This is a genomic window from Sphaerisporangium rhizosphaerae, assembly GCF_042665155.1.
Taxonomy (GTDB): domain Bacteria; phylum Actinomycetota; class Actinomycetes; order Streptosporangiales; family Streptosporangiaceae; genus Sphaerisporangium; species Sphaerisporangium rhizosphaerae.
This window is the reverse complement of the sequence record NZ_JBHTCG010000007.1, coordinates 195,063-209,028: the sequence shown is the minus strand read 5'-3', so window position 1 is coordinate 209,028 and position 13,966 is coordinate 195,063. Positions and strand designations below refer to the sequence as shown.

Here is a 13,966-nt window from a genome sequence, read left to right as displayed (position 1 = left end):
CGCGGCCACGCGGGGGTCAGAAGGTGAAGGGCTGGGAGGTGACGCCGTTGTCGAAGTTGGACAGCAGCAGGCCGGGCTCGCCGGTGGCGCGGATGCCGGGCAGGCGGGTGAACAGCTCCCGGTACATGATCTTGATCTCCTGGCGGGCCAGGTTGGCGCCCAGGCAGAAGTGCGGGCCGGGACCGCCGAAGCCCACGTGCGGGTTCGGCTTGCGCGTGATGTCGTAGCGGCCGGGATCGTCGAAGACCTCTTCGTCGCGGTTGGCGGAGCCGTAGAACAGCACCACCTTGTCGCCGGGGACGAGCCTGACCCCGCGCATCTCGTATTCCTCGGTGACGGTGCGCCGGAACTGCATGATGGGCGAGACGTAGCGGACGGTCTCCTCGATGGCGCCGCCGATGTGGGCCTCGAAGTCGCCGGTCAGCCGCTCGCGCTCGGCGGGGTTGTCGGTGAGCAGCTTCAGGCCGTGCGCCATGGTGTTGCGCGCGGTCTCGTTGCCGGCCACCAGCAGCAGCGTGAAGAACGAGCCGAGCTCCCTCGGCGTCAGGCGCTCGCCATCGACGTTGGCCGTGACCAGCGCCGACACCAGGTCGCCCGCCGGCTCGCGCTCGCGTTCACGCCCGAGGTCGATCACCATGCGCTGCAGGGCGAACAGCGCCGCCATGTTGCGCCCGGCCATGGCGACCGTGCGCGGCAGGCTCATGCGGACGCCGGTGTAGGCGGTGGAGACGTCCACGTGCTGGTGCACCTTGGCGCGGATGCCGTCGGGGATGCCCATCATGTCGCAGATGACGTGGATGGGCAGCCGGGCGGCGACCTGCGAGACGAAGTCGCGCGCCCCTTGCTCGACGACGTCGTCGACGATGCGCTCGGCGGCCCTGGCGATGCCGTCGTTCAGGCCGCTGAGCATCTTCGGCGAGAACGCGCGGGACACGATGCGGCGCAGGCGGGCGTGGCGGGGGTCGTCGAGGTTGACCATCGAATCGCCGAAGACGTGCTTGACCCAGCCGGGCGGCTCGGGGTTGGTGACGGCCGGCTCGCTGGAGAACACCTTGGCGTTGCGGCTGGCCTCCACCACCTCGGCGTGCCGCACCAGGGCGTGGAACCCCTTGCCGGAGCGGAGCAGAGGCACCCGGCGCTCGGGGAAGAACACCGGGTGGGGAAGGCTCCGCAGCCGGGCGAAGTCGCGCTCGCGCTCGTGCGGCGGCCGGCGCCAGAACGCCAGGTCCGCCAGGTCGATGCCCGTGTCCACCGCCGTTGTCACGGTCCTATCCTGGCACGCCCGCGGCGGCGGCGCCGCCGCGCGGGGATCGTCCCGCCTCAGCGGTAGGGCTGCCACCGGGTGGTCAGGTCGCGGGCGCGGAAGGTGCGCATGCGGTGCTCCCACTGGAGGCGGATCGCCGGGTTGCTGCGCAGGATCGGCAGCACGCTGGTGACCAGCTTCAGCTCGCGCAGCCGGCGCAGCACCGGGAAACCCTCCCAGGCGGTGACGTCCACGCCGTAGTGCTCGGCCAGCAGGGCGTGGTCGTCGGTGGCGTAGTCCAGCCGCAGCCGCCCGACGGCCACCGGCGCCAGGTCCCACTCGCGCGGGCCGACGCCGGTGCCGTCGAAGTCGCACAGCACCGGGCCGCGAGGTCCGGCGATGACGTTGCCGAGGAAGGCGTCGCCGTGGATCACGCCGGGCGGCAGCGCGAAGCGCAGCCCGGCGAGCTGCTCCTCCACCTCGTCGCACTCGCGCAGCAGGAACGCGTGGTCGGCGGCGCCGAGATCCTCGGGCTCGGCCAGCCGCTGCCGCACCTCGCGCATCGGCCGCCAGCGCGGCAGGCCGGCGGGCGGGCCGGGAAGGCGGTGCAGACGCCTGAGCAGGACGGCCAGGGCGGCGCCGTCGGGGCGGGGGCCGACCTCGGGGACGTCCTCCCACAGCGTGATCATCTGGCCGTGCAGCCGCAGCGGCTGGTCGAGCCCGGACAGCAGGCGCACCGCCGGGTAGTCGTGGTCCCGCAGCCAGCGGGCCACCCGCACGACCAGCGGGACCCGGTCGCGCGCGGCGGTGGACCCGGCCACGCGCACCACGACCGGAGCCGTGCGCAGCCGGAAGACGGCGTTGTTGGTGAACTTGATCAGCTGGGCCCCCGCGGGGTCCAGACCCGTCTCGGCGTGCAGGGCGCCGAGCAGGAAGTGGAGGTTGTCCCTGGTGAGCCCGCCGGAGGCGTCGACTGTGGTGAGGCTCATACGGCGCGCAGCTCCGCGATGCGCCTGCGCAGGTCGCGGGCGTCGGCGCTGTCCGGCCGGGCCGCCGCGGCGGCCTCCAGGGGCGCGAGACGGTCGATCGTGCGCACGGACCTGATCTGGGTGATCAACTCGACCGCCTCGCGCCCGTCGGCCAGGCCGTCGTCGGTCTCGCCGAGCAGCAGCCGCACGGTGGCCAGGCCGATGAGCTCGAACACCTTGCTGCGCGCCATCTCGGGCTCGCGCCGCCGCACGCTGCCCGACAGCAGCTCGGCCGCTCTCGGCAGGTGGCGGGCGTCGGCCTCGGCCAGGCCCAGGTAGGTCATGCCGCTCGCGGCCATCAGGTCGGCCTCGGTGAAGAACCGCACCCAGCCGGGCGCCTCGTCGGTGCTGGCGCGGTTGAACTCGTCACGGGCCCGGCTGATGGACTTGGTCGCCAGCCGCTCGTCGCCGAGCAGCGCGTAGGCCCACGCCTCGTTGGCGCACAGCAGGGCGACGGTCAGCTCGCAACTGGCGTCCTGGGCGCAGATCTGGCCGAGCTGGAAGAACCGCAGCGCGTCCTCCACCCGCTTCAGATGCAGGTGAACCCGTCCCATGCGGTACAGGATGTTCGCGGCCAGGGAGGAGTCACCGGCGTGCTTGGCCTGTTCCAGGGCCCGGGCCAGGTGGCGCCGGGCGGCAACGTGCAGGCCGACGTCGAAGGAGGTCCACCCCGCGAGGTTGTGCTGGTCGGCCAGGGCGCGGTGCAGACGGCGCCCGACCCGCTCGGAGCAGGAGGCGCGCAGCAGAGCCTGCGACCAGGTGAGCTGGGCGACCACCGCGTCCCTGCACACGCCCCCGCCGTAGCGGTAGTCCAGCGCGCGCAGCGACCGGGTGACGCTCTCGACCTGGTCGACCTCGGCGTCGCCGATGCGCCCCGGGGTGGGGGTGTCGACGCGGGCCAGCGGCCGGCGCCAGTCGTCGGCGCAGGCCACCGCGGCGCCGATGGTCACCTGCGCGGCGTGGGCCAGCAGCCGGCGGACCTGCTCGTCCTCGTCCAGGTCGTCGTCGTGCCCGCCGGGCGCCGGCACGGCCACGAGATGGGTGCCGTCGTCGTAGGCCAGGCCCATGTAACCGCGCGGCACGCCGAGCCCGTCGGCGATGCGGACGAGCACGTCGTAGGCCATGACCTGGCGGCCGTTGAGGATCTCGGAGATCTCGGACTGGGACTGCCCGGTCAGCGCCGCGATGCGCCGCTGGGAGATGCCGACGCGCTGCAGGAGCAGGTAGACGGTGGCGATGTCGCGCCCCGCCAGCGCCTGCCGCATTTGGGGACGTTCCCAGACGGCGAAGCTGATCGCCTGCTCACTCGGCTGAGTGACGTTCATGCAAACCTTCCACGGTGGGCTGCGCTGGCCTCTCAGGTAACCAGGTGACCATGGGTTTCGGTGGGGATAACGGTCGGACCGATCGCCCGGGCTGATCGGCTCGGGCGATCGCGGCAGACCCGGGATGGGTATCGGTGAGGCGGCTCCCCGTCTCCCGCGCCGCTCCCGCAGCATGGAGGCCAACCTCGGGGGGATCACCGCGCGCTTCCTCCGCCGGCACAACGGTCGACATGCCAAGGAGTGATCAGCTCATGCGCGCCGAGCAGCCCGTCCCACAGGAGGCTCACCACCGCACCGGGGTCCTGGCGCGGGAGCGGCGGCCGGGTGACCACCCGTGCGCGCCATATGCCCCCTCGCCCGCCGAGGACGCCTTCCAGGTCGTGGTCACGACGCTGCGGGCGGGGTCGGCCTCGCGCTGCGCCCGGGCGGCCGTGCGCGAGGTGCTGGCCGCGGCGGGGGTGGACGGCGACGACATCGGCGACGCCGAGATCATCGTGGCCGAGCTCGCCGCCAACTCCGAGACCCACGCGCGCGGGCCGTACGAGGTGCGCGTCCACTGCCTGAGCGGCATCCCGATGTGGTGCGAGGTGGTGGACGGCGGGCACGACCTCGGCCACGTCACCGCCGTCCTGGCCCGGTTGCAGCAGGACGACGACGCCCCCGGAGAGGCCGACGACCCCGGACGGGCCGCGGGCCACGGGGAGGACGAGGGCCCCGGACGGGCCGCCGGCTCTGGGCCGGAGGTCGTGGACCTCGCGCCGTTCTCCGAGAGCGGCCGCGGGCTGCTGCTGGCCCACCGGCTGTCCAACGGGCACTGCTACGCCTACCCGACGACGATGTCCGCCGGCGGCGGGGCGGGCAAGGCCGTGGCCTTCGCCCTGCCCGCCCCCGCCGTCGCGGTCAGCGGGGCTTCTGCGCCCCCGTCACCGTGACGGTGGCCGAGGCCGACCGGTCGGCGGAGGCGACGGTGAGCGTGGCGCGCCCGGCCCGGACGGCGGTGAGCCGGCCGCTGGACAGGTCGAGCACCGCGACCACGCGGTGGTCGCGGGCCGCGTCCCGCGCGTCCTCGGCGGAGCCGGCCACCGCGAGGGCCCGGTCGCCGCTCCAGGTGACGCTGGCCGGGTAGCGCAGCGGGAAGGTCAGGCCGAAGCCGGTGGTGGTGCCGGTGGCCGACACCTCGGCGCTCGCGCCGGCGGCGAGCGTGCCGGGCGCGGTCAGGGTGAGCTCGTCGAACAGCGGGTTGACCCGCGCGGTCAGCCAGTCGCGGGTGCCGGGGCTGGGCAGGCCCGCCTCGACCCTGCCCGGCGTGGCGTCCACGCCGACCAGCATCCAGCCGAGGAAGCCGCCCTTGTCGGGCGAGCTGTAGGGGGTCTTGCCGACGGCCGGGGTGGTGACCTCGGCCACGCCGTCCACCCGGGTGACGGCCGCGGTGTGGGCGTGCCCGGTGAACAGCGCCACCGGCTTGCCCGCGCTCTCGCGGAACCCGGCCAGCCACCGTTCGACCAGCCCGGCTTCGAGCTGGTCGGCGAACTGCGAGCCGCCGGCGCCGGAGGGGTCGTGCAACGGGTGGTGGAACAGGACCGCGAGCGACTTCACCGAGCGGTCCTTCGCGGCCCTGGCCAGCTCCTGCTGGAGGGCGGGGACCTGCGTCCAGTCGGAGGCGCGCAGCCCGCCGAGCGTGGTGTTCATCAGCACGAAGCGGGTGCCCTTGTGGTCGAAGACCTGGTGTGCGGGGCGGCCGGTGGCCAGGAAGGCGTCCAGGGTGCCGGTTGCGGTGGCCCCCGACTCGTGGTTTCCCGGCGTCCAGTACACCGGGACGCCGGCGGGGACGTTGTCCTTGAGCACCTGCTCGGCGAAGGCGATGTCGGCCGGCGCGTTGTTGTCCACGAAGTCGCCGTTGACGACGATGAAGTCGGGCTCGGCGGCGACCGCCTGCCTCAGCGCCGCCGCGGCCTGCCGCGCCGGGAACGAGGACGGCCCGGCGGCGGCGCTGACGTGCAGGTCGGACATGACGGCGAAGCGCCAGCGGCCCGCGCCGACGCCCTTCTGCTCAAGGACGAACGGGTCGGCCCCGATGGCCACCTCGGGCGTGACCTCCTGGCCGACCAGGGCGGTGAGCCCGTCGAACCTGATCTCGCCCGCGTCCTTGGCGAGGTTGGAGGTCTCCACGACGTACACGTTGGTGAGGGTGAGCGGCTCGGAGAAGCCCGCGGGCAGCGTGCCCTCGACCCACTTCCAGCCGGTCCAGTCGACGACCTGGGCGAAGGTGAACGGCACGTTCGTGGTGCCCTGCGAGCGCAGCGTGGCGCGCAGCCAGTGCCGCCTGCCGTCGCCGTAGGCCCACACGCCGATGCGCCGGGTGCCGTGCGGCAGGGTGAGGGCCGCGGGCTTGGCGACGGCGTAGGCGGCGGAGGTGCCCGAGGTGCCGGTGAAGTCGTAGCGCAGCGCGAGAGCCTGGTTGCCCGCGGGGGCGCCCGGCCGGTCGGCGGCGTCCACGGACGCCACGGTGGCGGTGGCCTTGGCGGTGGAGACCTCCCAGCTCTCTGCGGGCTCGAACTCGGCGAGCGACGCGCGCTTGAGCCCGACCACGACGGGCAGCCGCGCCGGCTTGCCCTGGACGGTGGCGGTGATGACGGTGGCCGTCCCCCCAGGCGCGTCCAGTCCTGTGATGGTGAACGAGCCGTCGTCCCGGGGCTCGACCTTCACCACGGCCTTGTCGTAGTCGAGGGTGAGGTCGCGGACGGCGACCGGCGCGCCGAAGCCGTCGGCGTCGTACCCGCGCACGCCGGCCACGGCCGAGTCGCCGCTCTCCAGGGTCAGGCTCGGGACGGTGAACCCGGCCGTGGCCAGCTCGCCGAGCACGCGCACCCGCGCCCGGCCGCGGGCCCGTCCGGCGTGGGCGCTCACCTCGCCCTGCCCGGGCCGCGCGGCGCGCAGCAGGCCGCCGCGCACCTCACCGAGCCGGCCCGCCTCCCAGGCGACCCGCTCGCGGCCGAGGCCGGCGGGGGCGTAGGTCTCGTCGTACCCGGCGGCCGACACCTTCAGGGTGAGGCCGGGGAACACCCGGTCCGCGGGGGTGCGCACCGACAGGCCGGTGAGCCTGCCCGAGCCCCTGGCGGTGAACAGGCCGACGCCGCTCGGAATGGAGCGCTCGCCGCCGTCGGAGGGGGTGTTGACCACGCTGACGCGGCCGTCGCCGGGGGTGCGGGCGACCAGGTCGGAGGAGCCGCCGCCGTCGAGCATGAACGCCTCGCGGGCGCCGAGCCGCACCAGCAGCCTGGCCGTCTCGTCGAAGCTCAGGCCGGCCGAGAAGTTGGCCGAGCCGTCCACCGTCACCAGCAGCAGCCGCCTGCCACCCTGCGACCAGCCGATGGCGGTGCGGGGCTTGGGCGCGTCGTTGCCGGTGGAGGGCGGGAAGTCGATGGCCTGGCCGTCACGCACGAGCACCTCGCCGCTGCCGAGCGCCGTGCGCAGCTTGGCCGGGGAGTCGGTGCGCAGGGCGACGTCCAGCGTGACCGGGTCGCCGGGCTTGGCGGCGGCGAGCGCGGCCGCGGCGGTGCCCTGGCCGACGACGACCAGCCCGCCGTCCGGGACGGGGGTGGCCGTGACCGTGCCGGCGACCGCGGTGACGGCTCCCGCGGCGACGACCAGTTCGGTGATGGCCCCCGAGTGGCCGATCAGGGTGCGCGCGGCCGGGCCCCACTGGTCGGTGAAGACCGACACGGCGTTCGCCGGCAAGGACGGCGAGTTGAGGTTCGCGACGGGGTGCGAGGTGCCGGCGACGGTGACGCCGCCCTCCAGCAGCGCGCTCGCCAGCCGGGCCACCTTGTCCTCGCCGACGGTGGCGACCGTGCGGGCGTCGGTGGTGGCCTTGCGCAGCTCGCCGTCCCTGACCTCTGGCCCGATGACCGCGTCGGTGTTGTTGATCTCGTAGTAGTCGCCGTTGACGGCGGCCACGGCGCCGCGGGCGTCGGCCGACTCCGACAGCGGCCGGGTCTCGGTGAGCCTGCCGCCCACGAGCCCGACGTCCACGCCGGGGCCCGACAGGTCGGCGTTGAGGACGTGCGCCCGGGTCCAGCCGTCGCGGCCGAAGGTGTCGAAACTCGTCAGCACGACCCCGGGCGCGATGGTGCGGTCGGTGCGGCCGGCCTCGACCGACTCCCCCGGCACGGTCGTGTGGTAGTCGGGCCGCGTCCCCCCGGCTCCGTGGTCTCCCGCGTACGCGGTCGCCTGGACCAGCCCGGGAAGGCCGATGGCCAGCGCCACGACGACGGCGCGCGCCAAACTACGCATTACTACCTCCAAGTACGAACGGGCATGAAGGTAGACAGGCACGGAGCTGATCTCGGGTCCATGTCATGACATACCGATGACGTCTCGACGAACTTCGTGACGATCAAGTTGTAGAGGTTCCCCGCCGTCCTGACAATGGGCTTCCGGATCAGTGGACACGCCGTTCAGACGACCGACGCGGGGACTTCACGCTGCGGTAGGGCGGATGTCCTGGCAGGCGGGGACCATCCGGAGCATGAGTGCCTCGCGCGCGTTCCGCCTGCTCACCGCCGCGACCCTCGTGGTCGTCCCCGTCCTGCACCAGCCCGCCGCCGAGGCCGCCGCCTCCCACGCCCGTACCACGTCCGCCGGGACGGCGTCCGCCGCGACGCCCTCCGGCGCGCTCGGCGCCGCGTGCGCCGCCGCCGCCGACCTGGTCGTGGCCGCGCCGTACGACACCGTGGACGGGCGGCGCCGGGCGGGCACGGTGACGCTGTACCGCGGCGCCGACCGCACCGCCGTCCTCGCCCAGGGCGAGCACGGCATCCCGGGCGAGCCCGAGCGCGGCGACTCCTTCGGATCGGCGGTGGCCTCCGGCGACTTCAACGGCGACGGGTGCGCCGACCTGGCGATCGGCGCGTCGGAGGAGTTCGCCGGCACCCCCGTCCCCGACGGCGCAGACGGCAACGGCGTGGTCCAGTTGCTCTACGGCTCCGCGGGCGGCCTGAAGCCGGCCGGGACGCTGGACATGACCCGCCTCGGCCGCGACCGCGACACCGACCGGTTCGGCGCCGCGCTGACCGCCGGCGACCTGGACGGCGACGGGGACGACGAGCTGGTCGTCGGCATCCCCGGCCTGTCGGAGGGCGGCGGAGTGGGGGTGTTCGGCCTCAAGGGACGCGACCCCAAGGGCAGGGGAACGCTCCTCACCCAGGCCACGCCGTGGGTCGCGCAGGACCACCTCGAGAGCGACCAGTTCGGCGCCGCCGTCGCGGCCGGCGACTTCGACGGCGACGGCAGGGCGGAGCTCGCGGTCGGCACCCCCGCCGACACCGTCGGCACCACCACCTCCGGCGGCGGGTCGGTCACCATCGTCGACCTGCGCGCCCGCCAGGCCGGCATGTACACCCAGAACAGCCCGGGAGTGCCCGGCGAGGCCGAGAAGTGGGACGACTTCGGCGCGGCGCTCGCCGCCGGCGACTTCGACCGTGACGGCCGCGACGACCTGGCCATCGGCGTGCCCGGCGAGGGCCTGGACGCCTTCCAGGACGGGCCGATGTACGGCAACGGCGGCGTGCACGTCCTGTACGGGACGCGGCGGGGCCTCAGCGCGGTCGGCGGCGAGTTCTGGTCGCGCAAGACCAAGGGCATCCGGGGCAAGAGCCTCAACACCGACCGGCTCGGCTCGGCCCTGGCCGCCGGCGACCTCAACGGGGACGGCGACGCCGAACTGGCCATCGGCCTGCCCGGCGGCGACCGCGTCCTGGTCCTGCCCGGCACCCGCACCGGCGGCCTCACCGCCAAGCACGCGGTGGTCCTGACGGGCCGCGCGGGGCACCCGGGCGACCTGTACGGCTCCTCGGTGGCCGTCACCGGCGCCGGCCTCGCCGTCGGCTCTCCAGGAAGCGGGCGCGTCACCCTGGTCCCCTCCTCGGTCCGCAAGGGCTCCTACACCGGCCTGCGCACCGGCGCCGCCCGCACCCTCACCGGCCACCCGGCCGGCCTGTTCGGCTTCGCCGTCGCGCCCTGACGCATCTGATCGCGAAGACCCGAAGACGCGAAGACGGCGGCGGCGGGCCGGGGCCCGCCGCCGCCGTGCCGGCGCCGCGCGGCGCTCAGGTGAGGGCGCGCTCGCCGGCGGGGATGGTGAAGGTGGCGGCGGTGCGGGCCGGGGCGCCCTTGCGGCTGATGTAGTCGAGGGTGCGGAAGTCGGCCCTGAGCTCCTGCGGCGTGGCCTGGCACATGATGTAGCCGCGGCGCTCGTTGACGAACCTCAGGTGCGGGTTCTCCTCCAGCAGCGCGGCGTCCCTGGCGGCGTCGTGGTAGCCGTCGCCGTCGCTGGAGATGGAGGTGGCGACCAGTTCGACGCCGACCCGCTCGGAGTCGGGGTCGTCGAAGTCGGCCGGCAGGTCGGAGGCCGAGGCCACGTGGGCGTCGCCGGTGAGCACGACCGGGTTGCCGGTCGCGGCGCCCGTCAGGGTGCGCAGCAGGCGGTCGCGCTCGGCGGGGTAGCCGTCCCAGGCGTCCACGTTGAGCTCGCGGCCGGGGCCGAGGTGGTAGTCGCGCTGGCCGACGATGACCTGCTGGGCGATGAGGTTCCAGGCGGCCGGAGCCGAGCGCAACCCGCCGGCCAGCCACTTCATCTGCTCGTCCCCGAGCATGACCCGCTCCTGGCCGAGGCGCTCGTCGCAGCCGGAGCGCATGCCGTCGTCGCAGGGCTGGTCGTCGCGGAACTGGCGGCTGTCGAGCAGGTGGAAGGTCGCCAGGGAACCCCACGCCACCGTACGGTTGATCTTGATACGCGGCCCGCGCGCCACCGCGGACCTGCGCAGCGGCATGTTCTCGTAGTACGCCTGGAATCCGGCCGCCTTGCGGGTGGCGAAGTCCGGGACGAGCGTGCCGGGGTTGTCGCCGGCCCAGTTGTTCTCCACCTCGTGGTCGTCGAAGATCACCAGCCACGGGCTGTTGAGGTGGGCCAGCCGCAGGTCCGGGTCGGTCTTGTACTGGGCGTGCCGAAGCCGGTAGTCGGCCAGGGTCTGCAGCTTGCCTCCGGCGTGCTCGCGCACGTTGCCCTGCGCGGCGGTGTAGATGCCGCCGGAGTACTCGTAGATGTAGTCGCCGAGGTGGACGACCAGGTCGGGGTGCTGCTCGGCCATCCGCCGGTAGGCGGTGTAGTAGCCGTGCTCGTACTGGGCGCAGGAGACGGCCGCGAAGGTGAAGGACGTCTCCGCGGTGCCGGGGGCCGGCGCGGTGAGGGTGCGCCCGGCCTCCGACAGGTGACCGCCGGAGCGGAAGCGGTAGAAGTACTCGCGGCCCGGCTGCAGTCCCTGCAACTCGACGTGCACCGAATGGGCCGAGCCGGGGCGGGCGGTCGCCGTCCCCGTGCGCACCACCTGGCGGAAGCGCTCGTCGGCTGCGACCTGCCAGCCGACCTCGACGTCGCGGGACGGCATGCCGCCGTGCCCGTCGGGGGCCAGAGGCTCGGGCGCGAGACGGGTCCACAGCACGAACCCGTCGGCCGCCGGGTCGCCGGAGGCGATGCCCAGGGTGAACGGGTCCCGTGCGGCGCGGCCGGCGGGCGCCGCGCTCGCGGCGACGGCGGACGCGGATGACAGCAGGCCACCGGCTCCCGCGGCGGTGGCGGCGATCAGGAACGCTCTGCGTGACGGCTTGTGGTCCACGCCGCAAGTGCAGACGGCCCGGCTGACCTGCAGGCGAGTGCCGGATGTCGCCCGCGTGAACACCTTCGGGCCAGGTGGGCGGATTACCCACCGTGATTGAACACCCGCCGACGACCAGGCGACCGGTTCCGGCATTCCAGGCGAAGTCTCCGGGTTCGCCCCCGAATCGGGCGAGGGGGGAGGCCCGGCGGATCAGGTCACTTTGCGTTTGCTCCACAGGGCGCTGGCGATCAGGACGCCGATGACGGCGAGGATGATCTGCAGGATCAGTTCGATCCAGTCGATGCCTCGGGTGTTGGCGACTCCCAGGCCGCCGGCGATCGCGGTGCCGATGAGGGCCGCGATGATGCCGATGACGATGGTCAGCCAGATCGGGATGTTCTGCCGTCCGGGGATGAGAAGCCGCGCGAGCGCGCCTATCACCAGGCCGACGACGATGGCGCTGATTATGCCGCCTACATGCATCTTCACCCTCCGTTATTCGGTTGTCGCACTTATTCCCGTATACGGAACCTCCGATACGTCGGCGCAGGTCAGGGCATGGAACAGCGGCGTGTTACGGATATGCGGGTCAGGACGCGCCGAGGGCAACCTTGAGGTCGGCGCGCAGCGTCCCGGCGTCGTGGAAGTGGATGGCCGTCATGCCGGCGGACTCGGCCCCGTTGACGTTCACCAGCCGGTCGTCCACGAAGACCACGTCCTCGGGACGGACCCCGAGCGCCGCGGCCACCCTCAGGTAGATCTCGGCGTCCGGCTTCACCAGGCCCATGTGGCCGCTGTAGAAGCGGGCGTCCATGGAAGCGATCCAGGGCAGCCGCTCGACGCCCTCGGCCAGGCACGCGGGGGCGTTGGACAGCAGCGCCACCGGCCGCCCGGACGCGCGGAACTCCTCCAGCAGCGCGACGGCGTCCTGGTTGGCGTGGGTCCAGCTCTGGACGTCCAGCTCCACCAGCCGCTCGACCTCGGCGTCGCGCGCGCGGCGGTCCAGCACCTCCGACCAGTAGGCGCCCGGCGTCAGGGTGCCCCGGTCGAACTCCAGCCGGTGCTCCCAGTAGCCGCGCCAGAACAGGTCGGCGTCGACGCCCGCCGTCCGCACCATCCGCTCGCGGTCGGCCGCGGGCTGCGCGTGGCACAGCACTTCCCCGTAGTCGAAGAGCACCCACTTCATGATCGCGATCCTACCCAAATCAGGACGCGACGTAAGGGCGCACGTGCTCGTTGACCGCGCCGCAGGCCAGATAGTTGCGCACGGTGTGGAAGTCGGCCCAGTTGATGTTGACGGTCTCGTCGCTGGTGACCCCGTCGAAGAACTTCTTCAGCCGGCCAGGGATGGCGGCGATGTCGTCCTTGTCGGCGATGTTGACCCACCGGGTCACCCCGGCCGGGCGCCGGCCCCGCCCGGCCGACGGCAGCGGCTGCAGCCGTTCGAACACCACGTTGCGCATGGCCAGCGGGCTGCCGAGCGTGATGAACAGCTCGACCGACAGCTCGGGGTGGGCGCACAGCGCCTCGTAGGCGACCACGCTGCCCAGCGAGTGGGCGATGAGCACCTTGGGCCGGTTGCGGCGGATCGCGTCGGCCACGGCGTCGCGCGAGCGCACCCGGGCCGCGGCGTCAGCCCCGGCGAGGTAGGCGGCGACCTCGGGGCAGAAGTCCTCGGCGAAGTCCTTGGCCTTGGGCCCGAGCCGCATCAGCAGCCACTCCGCGAAGCGGTGGATCACTCCGGTGAGCGTCTCCCCCGCCCGCGTGCCGACCCCGCCCATCTGCTCCATCCACCCGGCGAGCACGAGCTGGGAGGCCGGGTCCATCTTGCGCAGGTCGCGCTTGGTCGCGGGCGGCGCCTCCTCGCGCAGCAGATGGGCGTAGTAGGCCACCTCGCCGACGTAGGACTGGCCCGCGTACGGCACGCCGCCGTGCAGCCCCTGGTGCAGGTAACGGTTCCACTTGGCCCGCATCGTCTCGGCCGCCCCCTGCGCGGAACCGGCCTCCAGGAAGTAGCGGTACTTGCCGATGCCGTGAACCCCCACGATGCCCGCCACCGGACGGCCTCCCCTGTCACGACGCACGGCCCGGCCGCGTCGTCCCTGGAAAGGGGCCCGATCGCGCCGGCCCCCGCAATCCCCCGCAGTACAGGGACACTGTGCTCCAGCCCTGCGATCTTCGCAAGCGACTCCCGCGACGCCACAACACACTGACCAACCGGAAAGCAGGCCACAAACCAGTTGATCCTCGGCAGGGGCCGGCGGCTACGCTGGGAGTATGCCCGGTCCCCTTCACGTCCGCGGCTCGGTCGTCATCCCCGAGGCCGAGCTCTCCTGGCGTTTCTCGCGTTCCTCGGGGCCCGGCGGGCAGGGCGTCAACACCACCGACAGCCGGGTCGAGCTGAGCTTCGACCTCGGAGCCACCGAGGCCCTCGCGCCGCCGCTCAAGGCGCGCGCGCTGGAACGGCTGGCCCCGCGCCTGGTGGACGGCGTCATCACCATCACGGCCTCGGAGTACCGCTCGCAGCTGCGCAACCGCGAGGCCGCGAGGGTGCGCCTGACCCACCTGCTGGAGCAGGCCGTCGCGCCCCCGCCCGCCAAGCGGCGGGCCACCAAGCCCTCGCGCGGCGCCGTCGAGCGGCGCATCACGGCCAAGAAGCACCGCTCCGACATCAAGCGCCTGCGCCGCACCGACGACCACTGATCCCCCGGACGC

At 73.6% G+C, this 13,966-nt stretch carries 11 protein-coding genes; 3 read left to right on the top strand and 8 right to left on the bottom strand.

The genetic code is table 11. The features are described from left to right. Positions 1-16: 16 nt before the first annotated feature. From ACFQSB_RS13170 to ACFQSB_RS13160, 3 genes are read right to left on the bottom strand one after another with little or no spacing between them, the layout of a single operon-like run. On the bottom strand, positions 17-1,264 hold the full coding sequence (locus tag ACFQSB_RS13170; RefSeq protein ID WP_380826590.1) for a cytochrome P450: 1,248 nt from the start codon (positions 1,262-1,264) through the stop codon (positions 17-19). A 56-nt stretch (positions 1,265-1,320) separates the two neighbouring features. Continuing rightward, on the bottom strand, positions 1,321-2,232 hold the full coding sequence (locus tag ACFQSB_RS13165; protein WP_380826589.1) for a phosphotransferase enzyme family protein: 912 nt from the start codon (positions 2,230-2,232) through the stop codon (positions 1,321-1,323). Continuing rightward, positions 2,229-3,596, bottom strand: coding sequence for a helix-turn-helix domain-containing protein (locus ACFQSB_RS13160; protein ID WP_380826588.1), 1,368 nt, complete (start codon positions 3,594-3,596; stop codon positions 2,229-2,231). The genes ACFQSB_RS13165 and ACFQSB_RS13160 overlap by 4 nt, the downstream gene beginning before the upstream one ends. Positions 3,597-3,826: 230 nt before the next feature. Here ACFQSB_RS13160 and ACFQSB_RS13155 point away from each other — a divergent pair, with 230 nt between their 5' ends. Next, complete coding sequence (locus ACFQSB_RS13155) at positions 3,827-4,528, top strand: ATP-binding protein (protein ID WP_380826587.1); 702 nt, start codon at positions 3,827-3,829, stop codon at positions 4,526-4,528. Here ACFQSB_RS13155 and ACFQSB_RS13150 read toward each other — a convergent pair. Beyond that, a complete protein-coding gene (locus tag ACFQSB_RS13150; protein WP_380826585.1) occupies positions 4,497-7,889 on the bottom strand; it encodes a phosphodiester glycosidase family protein in 3,393 nt (1,130 codons plus the stop codon). The genes ACFQSB_RS13155 and ACFQSB_RS13150 overlap by 32 nt on opposite strands. 235 nt (positions 7,890-8,124) lie before the next feature. Here ACFQSB_RS13150 and ACFQSB_RS13145 point away from each other — a divergent pair, with 235 nt between their 5' ends. Then, complete coding sequence (locus ACFQSB_RS13145; RefSeq protein WP_380826584.1) at positions 8,125-9,618, top strand: FG-GAP repeat protein; 1,494 nt, start codon at positions 8,125-8,127, stop codon at positions 9,616-9,618. A gap of 85 nt (positions 9,619-9,703) precedes the next feature. On the opposite strand, the gene ACFQSB_RS13140 is transcribed toward ACFQSB_RS13145, so the two are convergent. The 4 genes from ACFQSB_RS13140 to ACFQSB_RS13125 form a co-directional block, all read right to left on the bottom strand. Then, positions 9,704-11,269: an alkaline phosphatase D family protein gene (locus ACFQSB_RS13140; RefSeq protein WP_380826583.1), complete on the bottom strand. Its 1,566-nt coding sequence runs from the start codon at positions 11,267-11,269 to the stop codon at positions 9,704-9,706. Positions 11,270-11,461: 192 nt separating this feature from the next. Then, a complete protein-coding gene (locus ACFQSB_RS13135; protein ID WP_354836270.1) occupies positions 11,462-11,734 on the bottom strand; it encodes a GlsB/YeaQ/YmgE family stress response membrane protein in 273 nt (90 codons plus the stop codon). A 106-nt stretch (positions 11,735-11,840) separates the two neighbouring features. Continuing rightward, positions 11,841-12,437, bottom strand: a complete 597-nt coding sequence (locus tag ACFQSB_RS13130) for an HAD family hydrolase (RefSeq protein WP_354836272.1) — start codon at positions 12,435-12,437, stop codon at positions 11,841-11,843. 19 nt (positions 12,438-12,456) lie between these two features. Next, complete coding sequence (locus ACFQSB_RS13125; protein WP_354836274.1) at positions 12,457-13,308, bottom strand: alpha/beta hydrolase family protein; 852 nt, start codon at positions 13,306-13,308, stop codon at positions 12,457-12,459. 220 nt (positions 13,309-13,528) lie between these two features. Here ACFQSB_RS13125 and arfB point away from each other — a divergent pair, with 220 nt between their 5' ends. Next, on the top strand, positions 13,529-13,954 hold the full coding sequence (gene arfB / locus ACFQSB_RS13120; RefSeq protein ID WP_354836275.1) for an alternative ribosome rescue aminoacyl-tRNA hydrolase ArfB: 426 nt from the start codon (positions 13,529-13,531) through the stop codon (positions 13,952-13,954). The last annotated feature ends 12 nt before the right edge of the window (positions 13,955-13,966 follow it).

What these genes read in the sequence shown, in the direction of transcription:
- ACFQSB_RS13165 (WP_380826589.1), bottom strand. Translation starts at nt 2,232, where the DNA reads ATGAGCCTCACCACAGTCGACGCCTCCGGCGGGCTCACCAGGGACAAC.
- ACFQSB_RS13160 (WP_380826588.1), bottom strand. Translation starts at nt 3,596, where the DNA reads ATGAACGTCACTCAGCCGAGTGAGCAGGCGATCAGCTTCGCCGTCTGG.
- ACFQSB_RS13155 (WP_380826587.1), top strand. Translation starts at nt 3,827, where the DNA reads ATGCCAAGGAGTGATCAGCTCATGCGCGCCGAGCAGCCCGTCCCACAG.
- ACFQSB_RS13150 (WP_380826585.1), bottom strand. Translation starts at nt 7,889, where the DNA reads ATGCGTAGTTTGGCGCGCGCCGTCGTCGTGGCGCTGGCCATCGGCCTT.
- ACFQSB_RS13145 (WP_380826584.1), top strand. Translation starts at nt 8,125, where the DNA reads ATGAGTGCCTCGCGCGCGTTCCGCCTGCTCACCGCCGCGACCCTCGTG.
- ACFQSB_RS13135 (WP_354836270.1), bottom strand. Translation starts at nt 11,734, where the DNA reads ATGCATGTAGGCGGCATAATCAGCGCCATCGTCGTCGGCCTGGTGATA.
- ACFQSB_RS13130 (WP_354836272.1), bottom strand. Translation starts at nt 12,437, where the DNA reads ATGAAGTGGGTGCTCTTCGACTACGGGGAAGTGCTGTGCCACGCGCAG.
- arfB (WP_354836275.1), top strand. Translation starts at nt 13,529, where the DNA reads ATGCCCGGTCCCCTTCACGTCCGCGGCTCGGTCGTCATCCCCGAGGCC.